Consider the following 22514-nt stretch of genomic DNA (forward strand, 5'->3'; position numbering starts at 1 on the left):
CGGGCGCGGCGCCCGGGAGTGAGGAGTGCACGCGTGAAGGTCCTCGGCATCAACGCGATCTACCACGACCCGGCCGCGGCGCTGGTCGTCGACGGCCGGATCGTGGCCGCCGCGGAGGAGGAGCGGTTCAGCCGCCGCAAGCACGGCAAGCGCCCCCTGCCCTGGAGCGCGTGGGAGCTCCCGGAGCTGTCGGCGGCGTGGTGCCTGGCCGAGGCCGGCCTGCACCCGGAGGACCTGGACGCCGTCGCCTACTCCTTCGACCCCGCGCTCATGGGGACGCCGGAGGAGTCGGGGCTGAACGACCCGGGCGACGTCATGCGCAAGATGTACGCCGAGAAGGCCCCGGAGTTCCTGGCCCACGCGCTGCCCGGCCTCGACCCGGCCAAGGTCCGCTTCGTCAAGCACCACGTGGCGCACGCCGCCTCGGCCGGCCTGGCCGCCCCCACGCAGGACAACTCCGTGCTCGTCCTCGACGGCCGCGGCGAGGCGCACAGCCACCTCGCCGGCCGCTACACCGACGGGCAGCTGGAGATCCTCGCCGGTCAGGCGCTGCCCCACTCGATCGGGCTGCTCTACGAGGACCTGACCGACCACCTCGGCTTCCTGCGCAGCAGCGACGAGTTCAAGGTCATGGCGATGGCCTCCTACGGGAAGCCGCGGTTCCTCGGCGAGCTGTCGGAGCTGATCGTGGCCACCGACGACGGCGGGTTCCGCACGCCGAAGATCGACTTCTCCGAGTACGCGCCCCGGCTGACCAAGGGCGACGACTGGACCGCCGACCACGCCGACCTCGCCGCCAGCGTGCAGCAGCGCGTCGAGGAGGTCCTGCTCGACCTGGCCCGGTGGCTGCACGAGCGCACCGGCGACCGCACCCTCACCCTGGCCGGCGGGGTCGCGCTGAACTGCGTCGCCAACACCCGGATCTTCGCCGAGACGCCCTTCGAGCAGGTCTGGGTCCAGCCGGCCGCCGGCGACTCCGGGACGGCGCTGGGCAGCGCGCTGCACGTCGCCCGAGGCCTGGGCGAGACGACCCAGCCGATGCCGGGCGCCGACCTCGGCCGCGGCTGGTCCGACGAGGAGATCCAGTCCTGGCTCGACACGGCGGCCATCGAGTACGAGCGCCCCCGCGACGTCGCCGACGCCGTCGCCGAGGTGCTGGCGGACAACGGGATCGTCGCCTGGTTCCAGGGGCGCAGCGAGTACGGCCCGCGGGCGCTCGGCCACCGCTCCCTGCTGGCGCACCCCGGCTACGAGGCCAACCTCGAGCGGATGAACAACGTCAAGGGCCGCGAGCAGTTCCGTCCGGTGGCGCCGATGGTGCTGGCCGAGCGGGCGTCGGAGATCTTCAGCCGCGGGCCCATCCCCTCGCGCTACATGCTCTTCGTCCACGACGTCGCGCAGGAGTGGAAGGACCGCATCCCCACGGTCACGCACGTCGACGGGACGGCGCGGATCCAGACCGTCGACCGCGCCGAGGAGCCCCTCGTGGCCCGCATGCTCGAGTGCTTCGAGCGGCGCACCGGCCTGCCGGTCGTGGTGAACACCAGCCTGAACACCGCCGGGCGGCCGATGGTCGACGACCCGCGCGACGCGCTGGAGTGCTTCGGCTCGGCGCCGGTGGACCTGCTGGCGATCGGGCCGTTCGTCGTCCGCCGGCGGCGCTCCACGCTGGCCGGCTGAACCGATCCGGCCGGGCGCCGCGAACCCAGGGGGACGCGGCCGGTCGGTGACGTCTCGGTAACGGTCGTCCCCCGAACGGGCGACGACCGTTACCGGGGCTCGCTGGCGGGTACCGCATCAACCGAGCGCTCGTCAAGACCCGGCGAGCCATTTCCCCTGGGAGGACCCATGGCTTCTTCGCGTGACACCGGCGCCGTGCGCTCCGGCATGACCTGGCCGCAGATGCTCGCGCTCGCCTTCGGCGTCGTGTACCTGCTGATCGGGATCATCGGCTTCTTCATCACCGGATTCGGCGACTTCTTCGGCAACGACAACGAGGCCGGCGCGCTCGCCGAGCACCACGAGACCCTGCTCGGGTTCATGATCAACCCCGCGCACAACATCGTGCACATCCTGATCGGTGCCGTCGGCATCGCGCTGTCCCGCACCCTGGCCGGCGCGCGGACCTACGGCTGGCTGCTGGCCGTGGGCTACGGCGCCGCGTTCGTCTACGGCCTGATCGCCGTGGGCGAGGACTGGGACTTCCTGAACCTGAACGGCGCGGACAACGTGCTGCACATCCTGACCGCGCTCGTCGGTCTGGTGATCGCGCTCGGCCCGGTGCGCACCGCGGTCGACCACCGCAGCCGCGTCTGACCGACCCTGCCCTGCCGCCGGCCGCGGCACGGCCCACCCGGAGCCGGGTCCCTCTCCCGAGGGGCCCGGCTCCGCTGTGTCCCGGGCCCGCGTCCGAGGCACCGCGTCCGAGGCACCGCGTCCGGAGCCCCGCGCCCGAGGCACCGCGTCCGGGGTCCTGCGCCTCCGGGGCCTGTGGCGGGGGCCACCCCCCGCTGCGCCGTCCCGCCGGGACCCCTCTACCGTCCGCTCATGGACTTCGCCCTCTCCGCCAAGGCCGAGGACGTCTGCGCCCGCGCCTGGGACTTCATGCGCGAGCACGTGTTCCCCGCCGAACCCGTCTACGACGCCTGGCGCGCCGAGCGCGGGCACGACAACCACGAGCACCCGCCGGTCCTCGAGGAGCTGAAGGCCGAGGCCCGCAAGCGCGGGCTGTGGAACCTCTTCCACCACGAGCTCGGCGGCCTGACCAACCTCGAGTACGCCTCCGTCGCCGAGATCACCGGCTGGTCGCCGGTCATCGCCCCCGAGGCGATGAACGTCGGCGCGCCCGACACGGGCAACATGGAGACCCTCATGCTGTTCGGCACGCCCGAGCAGAAGTCGCGGTGGCTCGAGCCGCTGCTGGAGGGCGAGATCCGGTCCGGCTTCGCCATGACCGAGCCCGACGTCGCCTCGTCCGACGCGCGCAACATCCAGACGTCGATCGTCCGCGACGGCGACGAGTACGTGATCAACGGCCGCAAGTGGTGGACCAGCGGCGCGGCCGACGAGCGCTGCCAGATCTTCATCGTGATGGGCAAGACCGACCCCGAGGGCGCCCCGCACCGGCAGCAGTCGATGGTCCTCGTGCCCCGCGACACCCCGGGCCTGGAGATCATCCGCCACCTGCCGGTCTTCGGGTACCAGGACCAGCACGGCCACTCCGAGCTGCGGTTCACCGACGTCCGCGTGCCGGTGACCAACATCCTCGCCGGCGAGGGCGACGGCTTCATGATCGCCCAGGCCCGGCTCGGCCCCGGCCGCATCCACCACTGCATGCGCGCCATCGGCATGGCCGAGCGCGCCCTGGCCCTCATGGTGGAGCGGACCAAGAACCGCGTGGCCTTCGGCCGCCCGCTGGCCGACCAGGGCACCGTCCGCGAGGCCATCGCCCTGTCGCGCATCGAGATCGACCAGGCCCGGCTGTACGTGCTCAAGACCGCCGACCTGATCGACCGCTACGGCGCCAAGGGCGCGAAGACCGAGATCTCCGCGATCAAGGTGGCCGCCCCGAAGGTCGCGCTGGACGTGATCGACCGGGCCATCCAGGTGCACGGCGGCGCCGGCGTCAGCAACGACACGGTGCTGGCCCGCTTCTACGCCAGCGCCCGCACCCTGCGGATCGTCGACGGGCCGGACGCCGTCCACATCCGGGGCGTCGCCAAGGAGGAGCTGGCCCGGGAGCGTCCCTACACCGGCTGAGCCGGCCCGTGGGGTGCCGGGGCACGACGCCCGCGGCACCCCACGGCGGTCAGCCGGCCCGGCTCACGGGCTGAGCGTCGACCCGAACGACCCGCCGGCCAGCTTGGCCATCAGCTGCGTGCGGTCCAGGCCCACCGCCTCCAGGGCCGCGGCGTCGCCGTCGGTGTCGATCTCGTCGGGCAGCTGCGCGGCCACCTTGTCGGCGGTGTCGTTGTCACCCTCCGTGCGCAGCGTCTCGATGAGCTCCTGCTTATTCAGCTTCACGCCGTCCTCCGTCCTCGCCGGGTGCTACCCGCCGGAGTGTGGCCCCGGTCACCGCGGGTCGCCACTCGCGCTCAGGGGCGCTGCGAGCGGCGGAGCAGCAGGAGGCCGAGCGCGGCGCCGAGCACCGCGACCGCCAGTTGCGCGACGCCGACCGCGGCCTGGTCGCTGGCGAACCAGGTGGCCGAGGTCAACAGCAGCACGGCGGCGATGCCGAGCAGCAGGAGACCGACGAGCCGCTGCCGGCGCGGGTCCGCGTGCAGGGGCACCTGCGTCTCCCTCCCGCCGGACGCCCGTCGCGACCGGCCGGAGCAGCGTCTCAGACCGGTAACAGCCGAGGCCGGGCGGGCTCCCGACCGGCGGCGGTGACGTAGCGTGACCGGACCTGGCCACGGCGCCCGCCGCGCCCGCGGCCGACCGCACGAGGGGGTCACATGAGCGATCCGTACGGTCAGCCCGCCTGGGGACCGCAGCCGGGCTGGGGCCCGCAGCAGCCGTCACAACCGCAGCAGCCGCAGCACCCCCAGCAACCGGCGTGGGGTCCCCAGCAGCCGCAGCAGCCCGCCTGGGGCACCCCGCCGCCCCCCGCCTGGAGCCCTCCGGCCGGGCCGCCTCCCCGCCGGTCCCGGAAGGGCCTCTGGTGGGCGCTCGGCGTCGCCCTGGTCGCCGTGCTGGTCGCGGCCGGCGTCACCGTCTTCCTGCTGACCCGTCCGGTCGACCCGCCGACCGGCGTGGCGGCGGCGAACGCCGAGGAGGGCGTGACCGTCAGCTGGGAGGGCGTCGAGGGCGCCGCCGAGTACGAGGTGCACCGCGGCGACGAGCTGCTGGGCACGACCGGGGAGACGAGCTACGTCGACACCGAGGCGCCGGGCGGCACCGAGCACCGGTACGCCGTCACGGCCCTGGACGACGACGGCGACCGCTCCGACCGCGTCGAGGCCGACCCCGTCGTCACCCCGCTCGACCCGCTCACCGAGTTCGGGGCGAGCAGCGAGGGCGCCGACGTGTACCTGGACTGGGAACCGGTCACCGGCGCCGACCGCTACGAGATCACCCGCGACGGCACCCTGCTCGACGACGCCGTGACCGAGAGCCCCTACCTCGACGAGGACGTCCCGCTCGGGGACCACACCTACGAGCTCACCGCCGTCGACGAGGACGGCGAGGGCAGCACCAGCTCGATCGACCTCGACTTCTTCACCCGCGGTCCGTGGCTGGAGGCCTACGAGATCGCCTCGGCCTTCCCCGACCTCGTCGCCGCCGAGCCGGGCGGCACCGGGTGGCAGGACTCGACCTGCGAGCGCGGCACCCCGGCCGGCCAGGAGGCCGTCGTCACCTGCACCTACCCGAACGGCATCCAGCTGCGCGTGCTCCAGTACGCCGACACCGGCCAGCGCGACGCCGAGGTGGGGGCCGCGCGCGGCTTCGGTGGCCCGGTCACCACGTGGTCGTACGGCGACGGCGCCGCGGAGGGTGACCTGGTGCTGAGCCCGCCCGGCCCGGCCACCTGGCGCTACATCACCTTCTACGACCCCGACCTGGAGCTGTTCGTCCTGCGGGTCGACTGGGACGGGCACAGCCAGGAGGAGCTCGACACGGTCTGGTTCGCCGACGCGCCCTTCTGACGCTCCGCCGCGGGGGGACCGCTCAGCTGGCCTTGCTCGGCGGCTCCCCCGCGGCCACCGCCGCGGCGGCCTGCTCCGGGTCGTAGGCGCAGGCGTCGCCGATCTCGGCGATCGGCTCGACGGGGGCCTCCTCGCCGGCGGCCGGCGGCGGGGCCGACGACGTCTCCGGGGCGGCGGAGGGGGACGGGACCGACGTCCCCGGCGACCCCGAGGTCGGCGAGGCGGGCTCGGACAGCGCGGAGAGCACGATCAGCCGCATCGCGTCGTAGTCGGGGTAGGCGGGGTCGATCACCGTGTTGTCGAAGACGACGCTGGTCACCTCGCCGTCCTTGACCAGGTCGCCGAGCTCGACGAAGTCCTGCAGCGCCGAGCGGGGGATGTCGGTGCTCACGATGTCGCTCGTGGCCGACGCCAGCTCCTGGTAGTCCTGCAGCAGGGTCAGCGGGTCCGCCTCGGCGATGATCGCGTCGATGGTGCAGCGCTGGCGGGCCATCCGGTCGTAGTCGGTCAGCCCGAAGCGGCCGCGGGCGAAGGCGAGCGCGCGCTGGCCGTCCATGTGCTGGTCCGGGCCGGGCTCGATGTAGTCGTCGGGCAGCTCGCCGGTACCGGGGTCGCCGTTGATCGGCACGTAGTAGTTGACGTTGACGGTGATGCCGCCCAGGGCGTCGACCAGCCGGGCGAAACCGTCCAGGTTGACGAGCACGTAGTAGTCGATGGTCAGGCCCAGGGCCTCGCCGACGCCGAGCTTGAGGAAGTCCGCGCCCGGGTCGTCGGTGGGGCCGAGGATGTCCGGGTGGGCGGCCGGGCCGTTGCGGTAGACGGCGTTGAGCAGGCCCTCGCTCTCGGTGCTCCCCTCGAAGCCGTCGGGGTAGACGGCGGCCAGCGGGCTGTCGGCCGGGAAGGGCAGGTCCTCGAGGTTGCGGGGCAGGCTGAACAGCGTCGTGTCGCCGGTGTCGGTGTCGATGCTGGCCACGATGACCGTGTCGGTCCGCACGCCCTCGCGGCCCTCGCCGCCGTCCCCGCCGAGGAGGAGGACGTTGACCCGCTCCTGGTCCCCGAACGGGTTCGGCTCGTCGACGACGGTCGCCGACTGCCGGTCCTCGGCGAACACCTCGTCGATGAGCCCCGTCTGCGCGACGGTGAACTGCCCGACCAGGTACGCCGGGTAGCCCACCGCGGCGACGAGCGCGGCCACGAGCACCGCCCCGACGACGTGCCGGCCGCGCGAGGCCGGCCGCGGCAGCAGCGCGCGGTAGCCGAGGACCACCACGAGCACCCACAGCACCGCGACGACGACGACGCCGGCGAGCACCCAACGGAGCTGGGCGGTGTCGACGGCGGCCCGCAGCGCCGTCCGCCGTCCTCCCGTGACCAGCCACGCGGCCCCGCCCACCAGCAGCAGGAAGACGGCGAGGACGGCGGCGCCGGAGCGCCGGCGGCCGGCCGCGAGGAAGGCGGTGCCGGGGACGACGGTGTTGGCGACTGTCCAGGCCAGGACCGAGCCGAAGGGCCGGGGACGGCGGGCCGCGGGGCCGGCGCCCGGTGGTGTGGCGCCCGCTGGTGTGGCGCCCGGGGGTGTGGCAGGCCGCGTCGCGCCCCGGCGGCCCCTCGTCCGCGGGGCGCCGGGCACCGGCGGCAGCCCGGCCCGCGGGGACCCGATCGGACGGGTCGCGTCGTCGGAGTCGCTCACGCACGCGCTCCCACGGGCCAGTTGCTCATCCCGCCATGGTCCCATCTGTCCAGGTCACGGGGGTCCCGCCCGCGTGCGACGAGGTGTGGTTACCCCCACCGTCGGCTTCCGTAAGCTCGGCAGTCGTGCGGCTGGCCACGTGGAACGTCAACTCGATCCGCTCCCGCGTCGACCGGGTGGTCGCCTGGTTGCAGCGCTCCGACGTCGACGTCCTGGCCCTCCAGGAGACGAAGTGCCGCGACGACCAGTTCCCCGAGGAGCGGTTCCGGGAGCTCGGGTACGAGACCGCGCACGTCGGCCACTCGCAGTGGAACGGCGTCGCCGTCCTCTCCCGCGTGGGCCTGACCGACGTGCAGGTCGGCTTCCCGGGCATGCCGTCCTGGGCGGCCAAGGAGGGCGTGGACCCCGCACCGGAGGCGCGCGCGCTGGGCGCGACCTGCGGCGGGGTGCGGGTGTGGAGCCTGTACGTGCCCAACGGCCGCCAGCTCGGCGACCCGCACCTGGACTACAAGCTCGCCTGGCTGGAGGCGCTGCGCGTCGCGGCCGGCGGGTGGCTGACGGAGGACGCCGAGGCGCAGATCGCGCTCGTCGGCGACTGGAACATCGCCCCGCAGGACGACGACGTGTGGGACATGTCGGTCTTCTCGCACTCCACGCACGTGTCGCCGCCGGAGCGGGAGGCGTTCCGCGCGGTCGTGGAGGCCGGCTACGCCGACGTCGTCCGCCCGTACACCCCGGGCCCCGGCGTCTACACCTACTGGGACTACACGCAGCTGCGCTTCCCGCGGCGCGAGGGCATGCGGATCGACTTCGTGCTCGGCTCCCCCGCCTTCGAGCGGCGGGTGACAAACGCCCTGATAGACCGGCAGGAACGCAAGGGCAAGGGCGCCAGCGACCACGCCCCGGTGGTGGTCGAGCTCACCTGAGCCGCGGGCCGGACCGGGCCCCGGAGGGTGTTGTACCCGGTGATGACCAGCCCGGCGCTCGCCCCCGTCGCTCCCCCGCCCTCCCGCCTCTGGACGCCGTCGCGCGTCCTCGTCACCCGCTCGGCCGCCGAGCGGCCGCACGGGCAGCGCGTCCTCGCCCGGCTCGAGGCCGCCGGGGTGGACGCCATCGAGCTCCTGCGCGGCGACCGGCTCCCGAACCTGCGCGGGGACGACGACCGCGCGGCGTTCATGGCCGCCAAGGACACGCTGGCCCTCGTCGTCCCGCCGCCGTCCAAGCGGGCGCTGCAGCCCATCCCGCCGTCGGCGGACTTCCGGCTCGACCTGGCCGAGGGCTGCCCCGCGCACTGCCAGTACTGCTACCTCGCCGGCTCCCTGTCCGGCCCGCCGATCACCCGCGTGTGGGCCGACCTCGACGAGGTGCTCGACGGGCTGGACGCCTACGTCGGGAGCGGCGCCGTCACCTCCGGCACCGCCGGGCGCGGCGCCGAGGGGACGACGTTCGAGGCCTCCTGCTACACCGACCCGCTCGCGATCGAGCACCTGACCGGCGGGCTGTCGCGGATGGTCGAGCACTTCGGCACCCACGACTGGCCCGGCCCCGTGCAGCTGCGCGCCACGACCAAGTTCGACGACGTCGCCGGCCTGCTCGGCCTCCCGCACGGCGGCCGCACCCGGCTGCGGTTCTCGGTCAACGCCGCCTCGGTCGACCGCCGGTTCGAGGGCGCGACGGCGAAGGTGCCCGCCCGGCTGCGCGCGCTGTCGGCGGTGGCCGCGGCCGGCTACCCGGTCGGCGTCACCATCGCGCCGATCATGCCGGTGGAGGGCTGGCAGGAGGAGTACGGCGCCCTGCTCGACGGCATCGCCGACGCCGTCCCGGCCGGGCACGACCTCACCGTCGAGTGCATCACGCACCGCTTCACGCCGGGCTCCAAGGAGACCCTCCTCGACTGGTACCCGCGGACGAGGCTGGAGATGGACGAGGAGCGGCGCACCACCAAGCGCGGGAAGTTCGGCTCGGTCAAGCACGTCTACCCGAAGGAGACGATGGCCGGGCTGCGCGGCTGGTTCGAGCGCGAGCTCCCCGCCCGTCTGCCCGGCGCCCGCCTCCTCTACTGGACCTAGACGGAGGGCCTCCCTGCCCCCACCGCTCGCAGGCTCGCGGCGGGCCCCTGCACGAGGCCCGCCCGCTCGGCTCCATAGGCTGGTTCCTCGTGCTCGTGCTGCTGCCGCCGTCGGAGACCAAGCACCCCGGCGGGGAGGGCGCCCCGCTCGACCTGGACGCGCTGGCCACGCCGGAGCTGACGCCCGTGCGCGAGCAGCTGGTCGGCGCGCTCGTCGACCTGGCCGCCGACCCGGCGCTGTCGTGCACGGTGCTCGGGCTGTCGGAGAAGCAGGCCGGCGAGGCTGCGCGCAACGCCGCGCTGCGGACGGCGCCGACGCTGCCCGCCCTGGAGCGCTACACCGGCGTGCTCTACGACGCCCTCGACGTGCGCTCGCTGACCCGCGCCCAGCGGGCCCGGGCCGACCGCCGGCTGGCGGTGGGTTCGGCCCTGTTCGGCCTGGTGCGCGGCGCGGACGCCATCCCGGCGTACCGCCTGTCGGCCGGGAGCGTGCTGCCCGGGCTGCCCACCCTCCGGACGCTGTGGAAGCCCGTCCTCGGTCCCGTGCTCGCCGGCGCCGGCGAGCTCGTCGTCGACCTGCGCAGCGGCTCCTACCAGGCGCTGGCGCCGGTGCCGGGCGCGGTCACCGTCGACGTCCTCAGCGAGCGCCCCGACGGGTCCCGCTCGGTGGTCAGCCACTTCAACAAGGCGCACAAGGGGCGGGTGGCGCGGCTGCTGGCCACCACCACGGCCGAACCCGCGGACGTCGTCCGGCTGCGGGCCCTGCTGCGACGGGCCGGGCTCCACGTCGAGCACGACGGCGGGACGGCGCTCACGCTCGTGGTGCCGGCCGACGAGGTCACGCGCCGCGGTTGACCGGGCGCCTCGTCGTCACTCCGTGTGTTCTTCCGTGCATTTTCCGTTGGGATCATTGCCCGCAACGGAGGCTCGTGTCATAACTGGTGGGGACACCGGGGGGCCCAGCAACCGTCCGCCGGCGCCGACACGTGCCCGCGAGGGCAGAGGAGCACTGTGCACGACGCCGCGCGGCCCGACGCAGCCGCCGACGGTCGGGCGACCGCCCGCGCCGCGGGCGTCCTCCGCTCCGACCCCGGACGTGTCCGGGCCGCCCTGCGGCTGCGGCCCGGCGAGGCGGGCAACCCCGCCCTCGACCGCGTCTCCGAGCTCGCCGCGCGCCTGCTGGGCGCGCGCTCGGCACAGGTCTCCCTGGTCGACGACGTGCTGGTCGTGGCCGGCGGCGCCGGCGACGCAGCGCCCACGGTGGGCAGCGAGATGCCGGTCGAGGAGTCCTTCTGCGGGCTGGCCGTGGCCCAGCGGGCACCGCTCGTCGTCCGGGACGCCGGGGCCGACGAACGCGTCCGGGACCTGCACTGGGTCACCGGCGGGCGGATCGGCGCCTACCTCGGGGCGCCGCTCACCGGGGCCGACGGCTCCTCGGTGGGCACCCTGTGCGTGTTCGACCCGCAGCCCCGGGAGTGGACCGACGCCGACACCGGGCTGCTCGCGCAGCTGGCCGCCTCGGCGGCCACGGAGCTGGAGCTGGCCGCGCTGGTCCGCGAGTACGAGCGGGTGCGGGTGAGCTGGCGGCTGGCGGTCGACGCCGGCGGGGTCGGCGCCTTCGACTACGACCTGCGCACCGGCGCCCTGGTCTGGGACGAGCGGTTAGTCGCGATGTTCGGCTACGAGCCCGGCGGGTTCGAGGCGAGCATGGAGGCCTTCGAGGCCCGGGTGCACCCCGACGACTGGCGCCGGGTCATGGAGGCCATGCAGGCCTCGATCGAGGCCCGCGGCGAGTTCGAGGCCGAGTACCGGGTGGTCCTGCCGGAGGGCGGGACCCGCTGGGTGCAGGCCCGCGGCCGGACCGTCGCCGACGCCGACGGCACGCCGGCGCGCTTCCTCGGCGCCGCCTACGACACCACCGACCTGCGCGCGGCGGACGTGCGGGTCACCCGGGTCCTGGAGGCCATGCCGGCCGGCTTCTACTCGCTGGACCGGGACTGGCGCTTCACCTACGTCAACACCGAGGCCGAGCGGCTGCTGTGGCACTCCCGCGACGAGCTGCTCGGCGAGCTGCTGTGGGACGCCTTCCCGGCCGCGGTCAACAGCGTCTTCGAGGAGCAGTACCGCGCCGCCGTCCGCACCGGCCGGCCGGTCGCCTTCGATGCCTACTACCCGCCGCCGCTGGACGGCTGGTTCGAGCTGCGCGCCTGGCCCAGCCCCGACGGGCTGTCGGTCTACTTCGTCGAGGTCACCGAGCGCCGCCGCGTGCAGGACCGCGCCGAGCGCAGCGCCCAGCGCCTGGCCCTGCTCGCCCAGGTCAGCTCCGAGCTCGCCAGCACCCTCGACGCCCAGGCCGCGACCGCGCACCTGCCCCGGCTCGTCGTCCCCGCGCTGGCCGACTGGTGCATCGTCTCGCTGATCGACGACGACGGCCGGGCCCGCGACGTCGGCCACTGGCACGCCGATCCCGCGCAGCGGCCGCTGGTCGCCCGCTACGCGGCGGCCCGGCTGGACGCCATGCCCGCCACCGGGCCGGTCGGGCGGGCGCTGCTGTCGGGCGAGCCGGTCCACGCGGCCTGCCGCGACGTGCTGGCGCTGCTGCCGCCGGGCGAGGCGCACGACGCCCTGGAGCTGCTCGGCCCCGAGGGCGGGGTGGCGCTGCCGCTGCGGGCCCGCGGGCGCACCGTCGGCGTCCTCACCCTGTTCTTCCGGACGGGCTGGGCACCCCGCCAGGAGGACCTGGCCACCGCGCAGGACGTCGCCGATCGCGCCGGCCTGGCGCTGGACAACGCCCGCCTGTACCGCCAGCAGCAGCAGCTGGCCGAGGGCCTGCAGCGCAGCCTGCTCACCGAGCCGCCCGAGCCCGACCACGCCGAGGTCGCCGTCCGCTACCTGCCGGCCGCCGAGGCCGCCCGGGTGGGCGGCGACTGGTACGACGCCTTCCTGCAGCCCTGCGGCGCGACGATGCTGGTGATCGGGGACGTCGTCGGCCACGACACCGAGGCGGCCGCCGCCATGGGCCACCTGCGCGGGCTGCTGCGCGGGATCGCGACCTACAGCGACGCCGCTCCGGCCGAGGTCCTGCGCGGCCTCGACGCGTCGATGGCGGTGCTCGGCACCGACGTGCTGGCGACCGCCGCCGTCGCCCGGCTGGAGCAGACCGACGACGAGCGCGCCCGCGGGGTGACCCGGCTGCGCTGGGCCAACGCCGGGCACCTGCCGCCGCTGGTGGTGCAGCCCGACGGCAGCGTCGCGGACCTGACCACCTGGCACGGCGACCTCATGCTCGGCGTCGACTCCGGGGCGGTGCGCCAGGAGTCGGTGGTCACCCTCGACCGCGGCGCGACCGTGCTGCTGTTCACCGACGGGCTCGTCGAGCGGCGCGACTCCGACCTCGACGCGGGCGTCCTGCGGCTGCGCGAGACCCTGACCGAGCTGGCCGGCCTGCCGCTCGAGCGGCTGCTCGACGAGGTCGTCGAGCGGCTGGTCGACGGCCGGCCCGAGGACGACGTCGCGATCGTCGCCGTCCGGTTGCACCCGCAGGACCGGCCGCGCCCGGCCGAGGCCGGTCCCAACCGGGTGCCCGACGTCGTCCCTGACGACCCGGCGGCGCCCTGACCCCTCAGGCGGCCACGGAGCGGACCGCGCGCAGGTGCGGGCCGTGCGCGGCCGCCTCGCGCTCGGCGGCCTCCTGGAGCTCGGCGGCCAGGTCGGTGAACGCGTCGAGGGCCGGGTTGACGCCGACGAGGGTGAACTCGCGCTCGACCACCCGCAGGTCGAGCTGCCAGACGTCGGCGAGGATCCGGCGCATCCACCCGGTGGCGTGGTCCCAGCCCTCACGCGGGGTGCCGGCGGAGTAGTTGCCGCCGCGCACGGTGACGAGCACCGCCGGGCGGCCGGCCAGCGGCGACTCCCCGCCGGGCGCCATGCGCGGGTCGGTGAGCACCAGGTCCACCCAGGTCTTGAAGTGCTGGGAGACGCCGAAGTTGTAGAGGGGGACGGCGAACAGCAGGGCCTCGGCGTCGAGCAGCTCGTCGGTCAGCGTCGCGGCGAGGGCGACCGCCTCGGCCTGCTCGGGGCTGCGGTCGGCCGGGAGGAGACCCGACCCGGCGACGGCCGCGCCCCATGCGGTGGCCGGGAGCGGCTCGGTGCCGAGATGGCGGCGGACCACCGCGGCGGACGGGTCCCCGGCCCGCCAGCCCGACTCGACGATGTCCGCGATCTCGCGGCTGGCCGACCCCTCGACCCGGATGCTGGCGTCCAGACGGAACAGCGACACGATAAGCACTCCTCGATTCGAAGTGACTAGCTCGGTGCTAGCACTTCGAGAAAGCTAGCACTTCGGAAACCGAAGCGCATGGCGCAGGGTGTGCCCGCCTACGATGGCGGCGTGTCCGAGGAGGTCCTGCACACCCCGCAGGCGTGCGACGACGCCCTCAGCCGGGCGTTCGGCTTCCTCGGCAAGCGCTGGAACGGCCTGATCATCGGCGTGCTCAGGACCGGGCCCGCCTCCTTCAGCGGGCTGCGCCGCGCCGTCGGCGGGATCAGCGACTCGGTGCTCTCCGACCGGCTGAGCGAACTCGCCGCCGCGGGGCTGGTGCACCGCGCGGTCGACGCCGGGCCGCCGGTCGCCGTCACCTACGCGCTCACCGACGCCGGGGCCGCGCTGTCACCGGTGCTCGACCAGCTCACCGCCTGGGCGCGGACCAACCTCCCCGTCGAGCGGTGCGCCGAGGAGACGCAGGCCGCCGGCTGAGGCGGTCGTGACGCCCCCGCCCGGCAGGCCCGCGCAGCGAGGACCGGCGAGCGCGCCGACCGGCTGTGGCAACCTCGTCCGGTGACTGCCGACGACGACCTGTGCCTGCGACCCGCGACCGAGCTGGCCGCCCTGCTGAGGGCCCGCGAGGTCTCCGCCCGCGAGCTGCTCGAGGCACACCTGGCGCGGATCGAGCGGGTGGACGGCGAGCTCAACGCGATCGTCACGCTCGACCCCGAGGGCGCGCGGGCGGCGGCCGACGTCGCCGACGCCGGGCTGGCCGCCGGCGACCCCGTCGGGCCGCTGCACGGTCTCCCGGTGGCGCACAAGGACACCCACGCCACCGGCGGGATGCGCACCACGTGGGGCTCGCCGCTGCACGCCGACCACGTCCCCGCCGCCGACGAGCTGGTCGTCGAGCGGCTGCGCCGGGCGGGCGCGATCCGGGTGGGCAAGACCAACACCCCCGAGTTCGCCGCGGGCTCGCACACCTTCAACACGCTCTTCGGCGCGACGCACAACCCGTACCGGCACGGCCTGTCCGCCGGCGGCTCCAGCGGCGGCGCCGCGGCCGCGCTCGCCGCGGGGCTGGTCCCGGTCGCCGAGGGCAGCGACATGGGCGGCTCGCTGCGCAACCCGGCCGCCTTCTGCGGCGTCGCCGGGCTGCGCCCCACCCCGGGCCGGGTGCCGACGTGGCCCGCTCCCATGGCCTGGTCGCAGCTGTCGGTGCAGGGACCGATGGGCCGGACCGTCGGCGACGTGGCGCTCACCCTGTCGGCGATCGCCGGCCCCGACCCCCGGGTGCCGATCTCCCTGGACGGGCCCGGCGCGGGCTTCGCCGCCCCGCTGCCCGAGGAGCTGGCCGGGCTGCGGGTGGCCTGGGCGCCCGACCTCGGCGGCCGGGTCGCCGTCGACCCGGTGGTCCGGGCGGCGCTGGCCCCGGCCGTGCGGCTGTTCGAGGGGCTCGGCGCGACCGTCGAGGAGGCCTGCCCGGACCTCGGCGGCGCCGACGACGTCTTCGGCACGCTGCGCGCCTGGCTGTTCGAGGCGGCCTACGGGGAGCTCGGGCGCCGCTCGCCGGACCTGGTCAAGGAGGCCATCCGGTGGAACGCCGAGCAGGGGGCCCGGCTGACCGGCGCCGACCTCGCGCGTGCCGAGCAGGAGCACACGCGGCTCTACGAGCGCGTCGTCGGGTTCTTCGAGCGGTACGACGTCCTCCTGGCGCCCACCACGCAGGTCCTGCCCTTCCCGGTCGAGCAGGAGTACCCCACCGAGATCGACGGGGTCGAGCTGACCAACTACCTGGAGTGGATGCGCTCCTGCACCCTGATCACGCCGACCGGGTGCCCGGCGCTGTCGGTGCCGGCCGGGCTGACCCCCGACGGGCTGCCGGTGGGGCTGCAGGTGGTCGGCCCCCCGCGCGCCGACCGGCGGGTGCTCGAGGTCGGGCACGCCTTCGAGCGGGCACGGGGCCCGCTCCCGGCGCCCGTCCTCTGACGCCGTCTGCCCCTCTCTAGCCCCTGCGCTAGAGAGGGGCAGACGACGGCATCGACCGAGATCCGCACAGATCCCGGCGGGGATCAGCCCTCGCGGTCGGCGTCGAGCCGGTGCAGGTCGAGGGCGACGAAGACCGCGAGCCGGCGGTCGGGGTCCCCGACGAAGTCGCCCACCTGCTGCTGGAGCTTGGCCAGGCGCTGGCGGAACGTGTTGTGGTGCAGGAACAGCAACCGCGCCGCCTCGGTGACGTTGCCGTTGGTCGACCGGAAGGCGCGCAGCACCCGACGGGCTTCCAGTGCCGTGGCGTCGGGCCCGGCGGCCGCGCCCAGGACGTCGCGCACGAACCCGCGCCGCTCGTGCTCGGGCAGCTGGTAGAGCAGCCGGGTCACGCCCAGGTCGTCGTAGCGGGTGACCCTGTTGGCCGCGCCGAGCGCGCGCCCGATCGCCGCCGCACGCTGGGCCTGCCGGTGCGCGCCCGGGAAGCTGCGGACGTCGTCGACCGGCCGGCCGGCACCCACCGACAGCGGCACCGTCGTCCGCCGGTACATCGCCCGCACCAGCCGGTCGAGGTCCAGCTCCGCGTCGGCCAGCACCACCACGGAGCCCTCGTGCACCAGCACGGTGGCGCGGTCGTCGGCGGCACGGACGGCCGGCTCGACGGCGCGGGCGAGCCTGGCCAGCCCGGCGCTGGAGACGTCGGCCCCGAACGGGACCAGGGCGAGGAACAGGGCCGGCCGGGCCGGGAAGGCGGCCAGCCGGCGGCTGCGCCGCATCGCGCTCTCCCGGGCCGCGAGGTCGTCGCCCAGGACGGCGGTCAGCAGGGCCTGCACGGGCGCCGCCGCCCGTTCCTCGGTGGTGTGCACCCGCAGTGCGAGCGTGAGCACCGGGGTGACGAGCTCGACCAGGCTGAGCTCCGCCGGCGTGAGCGGGGTCGCCCGCAGCACCCGCCAGGAGCCCAGCTGCCGCCCGGCGTGCAGGAGGGGCATGGCGGAGCCCTCGGCGTCGGCGGGGACCGCCGCCGGCCCCCGCAGGTCGACCAGGTCCCGGCCGGCGGCGTCGGTCACCCGGACGGCGGCCCCGAGCAGCTCGGCCACCCGCTCGGCCACGGCGGTGAGCCCGAGGTCGCCCTCCAGCACCCGGACCAGCCCCGGCGGCGGCCCGGCCTGCTCGTCCGGTGCCGCGTCCACCAGCCGCCGCAGGTGCTGCACCGAGAGGGGCTGTGCGTCCGGCCAGAGCAGCGCGACCCCGGACTCCCGGGCACGCTCCACCACCTCCGCCGGAGGACGCACGAACCGGCCCAGCGGCACCACGAGCACGGCCGAGGGCCGCGACGCCAGCACCGGGGCGAGCAGCGGGACCAGCGGGGGCAGCGGGGAGCCGCGCCGCGACGCCGCCCACGTGATGACGGCGAGCACCCCGGGCCCGAGCGTCTCGGGCAGGACGCCCTCGAGGACACGGACGGTGTCGACCCGCCGGTGCAGGCCCTCACCCGGCGTGACGACCTCCAGGTCCGCTGCCGAGGCCAGCTCCGCGACGGTCGGCCTCACCGGGGACGCCCCGGTGGGGCAGACTGCCCCGGATGCGGACCGTGCCGGTGATCGACCTGCGACCGCTCGACGGCGGCGAGGCCGGCGCGGCCGCGGTCGCCGCGCTGGTCGGCCAGGCCTGTGCGGAGGTGGGGTTCTTCCAGGTCACCGGGCACGGCGTGCCGCCCGCCCTGCTCGCCGAGCTCTTCGCCGTCACCCGCCGGTTCTTCGCCCTGCCGCACGACCGCAAGGCGAGGGTGGCCCAGCCGGCCCCCGACCAGGTGCGGGGCTGGTCCGGTGTCGGCAGCGAGGGGATCGCCTACTCGCTCGACGAGGAGTCGCCCGCCGACCTCAAGGAGAAGTTCGACATCGGCCCGGTCGACGTCGACCGGACCGACCCGGCCACCTCCCCGGAGCGTTCCGGGCCGCACTTCGTGCCCAACCTGTGGCCGGCCGAGCTGCCGGAGATGCGGGAGCCCTGGGAGGCGGCCTACCGCCACCTGTCCCGGGTGTCGGGCGCGCTCATGGGCTGCTGTGCCCGGGCCCTGGGCCTGCCGCCGGACTTCTTCGAGCCCCGGATCGACCGGGCGGTGAGCATGCTGCGCGCGCTGTACTACCCCCACCAGCCCGAGCCGCCACTGCCGGGCCAGATGCGCGCCGGCGTCCACTCGGACTACGGCACGCTCACGCTCGTGACCGCGGAGCCGCGCCCGGGCGGGCTCCAGGTGCTCGACCGCGGCGGCGAGTGGGTCGACGTCCCGGTGATCCCCGGGGCGCTCATGGTGATGATCGGGGACCTGCTCACGGAGTGGACCGGTGACCGGTGGCCGGCCACCCTGCACCGGGTCGTCAACCCCCGCCGGGAGCAGGCGATGGACTCCGACCGGCTGGCCTTCGCCTTCTACTCCCACCCCAACCACGACACCCTCGTGGACGTGCTGCCGGGGCTCCCCGGCGGCGGCGCCCCACCACGGGGGACGCCGACCGCCGGGGAGCACCTGCGCGAGAAGTTCCTGCGCCAGACCACCTTCGGTGCCCCCTGAGCGGAGGAGGAGGGACGCAGGACGCGCGGCCTCCTCCTCCACCGGAGGCCTCAGCTCGCCAGGGGCAGGTAGTTGATCCGGAACGCGTGCCCATCCGGGTCGCGGACCACCGACTGCCAGGCGCCGTAGTAGGTGTCGTACGGCTCCTTGACCACAGCGCCCCCCAGCTCGGCCGCCCGGGCCGTGAGCGCCGTGACGCCCTCGCGGTCGTCGGCCTCGAAGGTGAGGAAGGTGTCCACGCCGTCCTCCCCCGGGGCCGGCGCCGGCAGCTCGAGCAGCTCGTAGGCCTTCGGGCCGCTGAAGCCGAGCACCGTCGGGCCGATCCGCAGCCCACGGAAGTACGGGCTGGCCAGCTCCTCGACCTCGGGCAGGCCGAACAGCTCCTGGTAGAAGGCGACCGACCGGTCGGGGTCGGGGACCATCAGGCTCGCGAACGAGAGCGAGACCGCCATCAGATGGTCGCCGCCTGCTCGGCGAACTCCTCGTACCGGTACGGGTGGTCGGCCAGGATCTGGTCACGGTTCTCGGCGGTGATGATGTCCTGAAAGATCTCGTTCTCGAACGTCGCCTCGTCGCCGGCCAGCTGTGCGAGCACCGACTTGGTGACGAGGAAGCCGGTCTCCCCGGCCGAGTAGTAGCGCGAGGCGGCGAGGTACGGCGTGCCCAGCCACTCGAACATCTCGTCGTCGGCGTCGCTGGAGACGTGGGTGATGTTCGTGATGCCCTGCGCCTCGAGGAAGGAGGAGATCCCGTTCGACATGGACGCCGCATAGGCGACGATCGCCGTCACCCCCGGGTTGGCCTGCAGGCCGGACTCGACGATGTCGGTGGCCTGGTCGCGGTCGAAGAAGCCCTGCTCGCGGACGACGACCTCGAAGCCGCTGCCGGCCAGGGCCTCGTCCAGGCCCTCGTCGATGCGCTCCGAGAAGCCCTGGCCCACGATGCCCTGCACGACGATGACCGGGCCCGGCGTGGCGTTCGCCTTGAGCCACTCGCCGATCAGCCGGCCGCCCTCGACCGAGTCGAGCGCCGCGACACCGGTGAAGAACTGGTCGGCGTCGCTCTCCCCCGGCCACAGGGCGTTCCCGACCGGGATGTCCTGCTGCTGGGCGATCTCCGCGGCCCGGGCGAGGGTGGCCGCATCGGCCGGGAGCACCACCAGACCCGCGATCCCCTGGTTGATCAGGTTCTCGATGTTGCCCAGCTCCTGCGAGCTGTCGAAGTTGTTCTGGATGCCGGTGAAGTCGTAGTCCGTGCCGTCGAGCGCGGCGATGACGCCCTCGGCGACGTAGCTGGAGTAGGCGTTGTTGCCGTTCAGCGAGATGCCGATCGTGCCGCCGCCACCCCCGCCACCGCCGCCGCCACCGCCGGAGTCGCCGGAGTCGTCACCGCAGGCGGCCAGCAGCAGCCCACCCCCGACGAGACCGGAGAGGCGGAAGAAGCCGCGGCGGTCCATCGGCAGGACCGGGAGGCGGGGGGACGTGGGACGGGGGGTCATGGCTGCTCCGGGGGCTGAGGCGCCGGTCGGCGCGGGGGTGGGGGGTGGAACAGCCGTCGGCACGGCGCTGTCCGACGGTGGTCTGGAGGTCAGGCGTCCCCCTGCGGCGGGGCGGTGCGCGCGGAGGGGCGGGACAGGGGTGCGAGCAGTCCGCGCCAGGCGGCGCTCCCCCGTGCTCCGGTGGCCCGCGCGGCGCGCATGTCGGCCGCGGCGGTGACCACGACGGCCACGATGAGGATGCCGCCGGACACCAGGCTCTGGTAGGCGCCCGGCACCTTGAGGAAGGTCAGCGAGGAGCTGATCGTGCCGAAGACCAGCACACCGACGGCGGTGCCGATCATGGTGCCGCGGCCCCCGGCCAGCGCCGCGCCGCCCAGGACGGTCACCGCGATGACCGACAGCTCCAGCCCCTGGCCCGACCGCGGGTCACCGGCGGCGAGCCGGGCCATCATCACGAGCCCGGCGAACGCGGCGAGCGTGCTGTTGCCGACGAACAGCAGCACCAGGTGCCGCTTGACGGGGACGCCGGCGAGGAACGCCGTCGGCCGCGAGGACCCGAGCGCGTAGGTGGTGCGGCCGAACCGGGTCAGGTGCAGCAGGAGACCGGCCAGGACCAGGACGACGATGAGCATCACGGCGGGGGCGCGCAGGCCGAACCACTGCCCGAAGCCCCAGCTGTCCAGGCCGCTCTCGACCCGGATCGGCACGTTGTTGCTGGCCACCAGCGCCAGCGACCCCAGGACCGACAGGCCACCGAGGGTCAGGATGAACGGTGGGACGTCGAGGTAGGCGACGACGAGACCCCACACGAGCCCGACCAGCGCCCCGAGCGCCAGCGCGAACGCCACCACCGCGGGGGTGCTCCAGCCGGCCTCGAACTGCTTGGCCGCCAGCACCGCCACGAGGCTCACGAGGCTGCCGACGGACAGGTCCATCTGGCCGCCGATGAGCAGGAAGGTCTGCCCGGCCGCGAGGATCCCGAGCACCGCGACCTGGACGAGGATGTTCTCGATGTTGCCCGAGCGGATGAACGCCGGGTTCTGGCTGTCGGTGTAGAGCGCCAGCGCCACGAGCAGCACGACCAGCGGCAGGATCGTCCGCAGGGCCTGCGTGGTGGTGTGCTGCAACCGGGGGCCGCGGCCCGACGCCCGGCCGGCCGACGTCGGCACGGCGTTCGGCGACTGCTGCAGGGTCGAGCTCATCGGTCCTCCTCTGGGGTGAGCACGACGGCCTCGCCCACCTCGTGCGCGCCCTCGGTCTCGAGCTCGTAGAGCTTCTCGGGGGTGATCGCGTCGCCGTCCAGCGAGGCGGTGGCGACGCCACCGACCATGATCAGCGCGCGGTCGGCGAGGGCGGAGATCTCCTCGTAGTCGCTGGAGACCACGACGACCGCGACGCCCTCCGCGGTGAGGTCCAGCAGCTGCGCGTAGATGTCGAACTTCGCCGCGACGTCGACACCGGCCGTGGGCTGGTCCAGCACCAGCACCTTGCAGCCCGCCGACAGCCACCGGGCGAAGACCACCCGCTGCTGGTTGCCCCCCGAGAGCACGCGCACCGGCGCGCCCGGGGAGGCCGCACGCACCCGGCCCCGCTCGAGCGCGGTCGCCGCGTCGCGCAGCGACCTCCGCGGGCGGTACAGCGCGGAGCGGGCGGCCGCGCCCAGCTGCAGGTTCTCCACGATGGCGCGCTCCAGCAGCAGCGCCTGACGCTTGCGGTCGGCCGGGACGAAGCCGATGCCGGCGGCCGCCGCCGCGGACCGGCTGCGCAGCGGCCCCATGCCGGCCAGCTCGACCGTGCCCTCCGCCGGCTGGGACACCCCGGCCAGCAACTCGGCCAGCACCGACGTCCCCGATCCCGCGGGGCCGGACAGGGCGAGCACCTCGCCCGGGCGGACCGCGACGTCCAGGGGCGCCAGCCGGCCGGGGACCGCGACGCCCCGGGCCTCGAGGACCGGCGCCGGCGGCGTGGCCGGACGCGGCGCCCGCGGCAGGCGGGTGTGCTGGATCTCCCGGTCGAACATCGCCCGGAGCAGCCCGTCGGTGTCGGTCTCCGCCACCGCGACGTCCATGACGTGCCGCCCGTTGCGCAGCACGGTGGCCGTGTCGGCGACCTCGAAGACCTCGTGCAGGTGGTGGGAGATGTAGAGCAGCGTCGTGCCCCGTTCGCGCAGCGACCGGATGACCCGGAAGAGCACCTCGACCTCGTCGCCGGCCAGGGACGCGGTCGGCTCGTCGAGCACGATCACCTGGGCCGGCCGCGCCGTCGTGCGGGCGAGCTCGACCAGCTGCTGCTGCGCAGCGGTGAGGTCCCCGGCCCGGGCCCGGGCGTCCAGGTCGAGCCCCAGGCGGTCCAGGTGCTCCTGCGCACGGCGGGCGATGGCGCGGGCGCCGACCATCCCGAAGGCGTTGCGCGGGAGGTCGTCCAGCAGCACGTTGTGCCCGACGGTGAGCTCTCCGGCGACGTGCCGCTCCTGGGGCAGCACCCGCACGCCCAGCTTCCGGGCCGCCACCGGCGTGGCGTGGCGGAGCTGCTGGCCGCCGATGAACACCTGCCCGGTGTCGGGCTTCTCCGCCCCGGTCAGGATCCGGATGAGCGTCGACTTGCCGGCGCCGTTCTCCCCCAGCAGGGCGTGCACGGTGCCGGGGCGCAGGCCGAGGGAGACGTCGTCCAGGGCACGGACCCCGGGGAAGGACTTCGACACACCGACGCAGGAGATCGCCCATCCCGCTCCGGAGAGGTCGTCGACCTGTGGGTGGCCCATCGCCCGGACGTTAGTGCCGCCGGCCGCCGC

General features: G+C 74.9%; 20 protein-coding genes. 11 read left to right on the forward strand and 9 right to left on the reverse strand.

From position 1 onward, the window contains the following. The first annotated feature begins 33 nt into the window (after nt 1-33). The 3 genes from ACI8AX_RS02750 to ACI8AX_RS02760 all read left to right on the forward strand — a co-directional run bounded on the left by ACI8AX_RS02750 (nt 34) and on the right by ACI8AX_RS02760 (nt 3759). Complete coding sequence (locus ACI8AX_RS02750) at nt 34-1680, forward strand: carbamoyltransferase family protein (protein ID WP_456548261.1); 1647 nt, start codon at nt 34-36, stop codon at nt 1678-1680. 168 nt (nt 1681-1848) lie between these two features. After that, nucleotides 1849-2316, forward strand: a complete 468-nt coding sequence (locus tag ACI8AX_RS02755) for a DUF4383 domain-containing protein (protein WP_456548262.1) — start codon at nt 1849-1851, stop codon at nt 2314-2316. 231 nt (nt 2317-2547) lie between these two features. Then, nucleotides 2548-3759 carry an acyl-CoA dehydrogenase family protein gene (locus ACI8AX_RS02760; protein WP_456548263.1) on the forward strand — a complete coding sequence of 404 codons (1212 nt, stop codon included), beginning with the start codon at nt 2548-2550 and terminating at the stop codon, nt 3757-3759. 63 nt (nt 3760-3822) lie between these two features. Here ACI8AX_RS02760 and ACI8AX_RS02765 read toward each other — a convergent pair whose 3' ends face one another. Both ACI8AX_RS02765 and ACI8AX_RS02770 read right to left on the reverse strand, forming a co-directional pair. Beyond that, the gene (locus ACI8AX_RS02765; RefSeq protein WP_456548264.1) at nt 3823-4023 is read right to left on the reverse strand and encodes a hypothetical protein; all 201 of its coding nucleotides are present in this window, start codon (nt 4021-4023) and stop codon (nt 3823-3825) included. Between the two features lie 71 nt (nt 4024-4094). Beyond that, entirely contained in the window at nt 4095-4289 is a 195-nt protein-coding gene (locus ACI8AX_RS02770; protein ID WP_456548265.1) for a hypothetical protein, read from the reverse strand. Nucleotides 4290-4454: 165 nt separating this feature from the next. On the opposite strand from ACI8AX_RS02770, the gene ACI8AX_RS02775 reads away from it, so the two are divergent. Beyond that, complete coding sequence (locus ACI8AX_RS02775; protein ID WP_456548266.1) at nt 4455-5645, forward strand: fibronectin type III domain-containing protein; 1191 nt, start codon at nt 4455-4457, stop codon at nt 5643-5645. Between the two features lie 22 nt (nt 5646-5667). On the opposite strand, the gene ACI8AX_RS02780 is transcribed toward ACI8AX_RS02775, so the two are convergent. After that, complete coding sequence (locus ACI8AX_RS02780) at nt 5668-7335, reverse strand: LCP family protein (RefSeq protein WP_456548267.1); 1668 nt, start codon at nt 7333-7335, stop codon at nt 5668-5670. 125 nt (nt 7336-7460) lie between these two features. Here ACI8AX_RS02780 and ACI8AX_RS02785 point away from each other — a divergent pair, with 125 nt between their 5' ends. From ACI8AX_RS02785 to ACI8AX_RS02800, 4 genes are all read left to right on the forward strand, one after another. Beyond that, nucleotides 7461-8261, forward strand: coding sequence for an exodeoxyribonuclease III (locus tag ACI8AX_RS02785; RefSeq protein WP_456548268.1), 801 nt, complete (start codon nt 7461-7463; stop codon nt 8259-8261). Between the two features lie 42 nt (nt 8262-8303). Further along, the gene (locus ACI8AX_RS02790) at nt 8304-9404 is read left to right on the forward strand and encodes a spore photoproduct lyase family protein (RefSeq protein WP_456548269.1); all 1101 of its coding nucleotides are present in this window, start codon (nt 8304-8306) and stop codon (nt 9402-9404) included. 89 nt (nt 9405-9493) lie between these two features. Further along, complete coding sequence (gene yaaA, locus ACI8AX_RS02795) at nt 9494-10258, forward strand: peroxide stress protein YaaA (RefSeq protein WP_456548270.1); 765 nt, start codon at nt 9494-9496, stop codon at nt 10256-10258. 156 nt (nt 10259-10414) lie between these two features. Continuing rightward, entirely contained in the window at nt 10415-13021 is a 2607-nt protein-coding gene (locus ACI8AX_RS02800) for a SpoIIE family protein phosphatase (RefSeq protein ID WP_456548271.1), read from the forward strand. A gap of 4 nt (nt 13022-13025) precedes the next feature. Here ACI8AX_RS02800 and ACI8AX_RS02805 read toward each other — a convergent pair whose 3' ends face one another. After that, nucleotides 13026-13682: an FMN-dependent NADH-azoreductase gene (locus ACI8AX_RS02805; protein ID WP_456548272.1), complete on the reverse strand. Its 657-nt coding sequence runs from the start codon at nt 13680-13682 to the stop codon at nt 13026-13028. Nucleotides 13683-13793: 111 nt separating this feature from the next. On the opposite strand from ACI8AX_RS02805, the gene ACI8AX_RS02810 reads away from it, so the two are divergent. Then, a complete protein-coding gene (locus tag ACI8AX_RS02810; protein WP_456548273.1) occupies nt 13794-14159 on the forward strand; it encodes a winged helix-turn-helix transcriptional regulator in 366 nt (121 codons plus the stop codon). A gap of 81 nt (nt 14160-14240) precedes the next feature. Further along, nucleotides 14241-15656, forward strand: coding sequence for an amidase (locus ACI8AX_RS02815; protein WP_456548274.1), 1416 nt, complete (start codon nt 14241-14243; stop codon nt 15654-15656). A gap of 83 nt (nt 15657-15739) precedes the next feature. On the opposite strand, the gene ACI8AX_RS02820 is transcribed toward ACI8AX_RS02815, so the two are convergent. Continuing rightward, nucleotides 15740-17203 (reverse strand): PucR family transcriptional regulator, encoded by a 1464-nt coding sequence (locus ACI8AX_RS02820; RefSeq protein WP_456548275.1) that lies wholly within the window; start codon nt 17201-17203, stop codon nt 15740-15742. Nucleotides 17204-17235: 32 nt separating this feature from the next. On the opposite strand from ACI8AX_RS02820, the gene ACI8AX_RS02825 reads away from it, so the two are divergent. Then, entirely contained in the window at nt 17236-18225 is a 990-nt protein-coding gene (locus tag ACI8AX_RS02825; protein ID WP_456548276.1) for an isopenicillin N synthase family dioxygenase, read from the forward strand. 50 nt (nt 18226-18275) lie between these two features. Here ACI8AX_RS02825 and ACI8AX_RS02830 read toward each other — a convergent pair whose 3' ends face one another. The 4 genes from ACI8AX_RS02830 to ACI8AX_RS02845 all read right to left on the reverse strand — a co-directional run bounded on the left by ACI8AX_RS02830 (nt 18276) and on the right by ACI8AX_RS02845 (nt 22484). Continuing rightward, a complete protein-coding gene (locus tag ACI8AX_RS02830; RefSeq protein ID WP_456548277.1) occupies nt 18276-18677 on the reverse strand; it encodes a VOC family protein in 402 nt (133 codons plus the stop codon). Continuing rightward, nucleotides 18677-19723 (reverse strand): sugar ABC transporter substrate-binding protein, encoded by a 1047-nt coding sequence (locus tag ACI8AX_RS02835; protein WP_456548278.1) that lies wholly within the window; start codon nt 19721-19723, stop codon nt 18677-18679. Before ACI8AX_RS02835 ends, ACI8AX_RS02830 begins: the two co-directional genes overlap by 1 nt. Nucleotides 19724-19812: 89 nt before the next feature. Further along, complete coding sequence (locus ACI8AX_RS02840; RefSeq protein ID WP_456548279.1) at nt 19813-20925, reverse strand: ABC transporter permease; 1113 nt, start codon at nt 20923-20925, stop codon at nt 19813-19815. Then, nucleotides 20922-22484, reverse strand: a complete 1563-nt coding sequence (locus ACI8AX_RS02845; protein ID WP_456548280.1) for a sugar ABC transporter ATP-binding protein — start codon at nt 22482-22484, stop codon at nt 20922-20924. The genes ACI8AX_RS02840 and ACI8AX_RS02845 overlap by 4 nt, the downstream gene beginning before the upstream one ends. Nucleotides 22485-22514 lie beyond the last annotated feature (30 nt).

The sequence above is a fragment of the Blastococcus sp. SYSU D00813 genome (assembly GCF_054050735.1).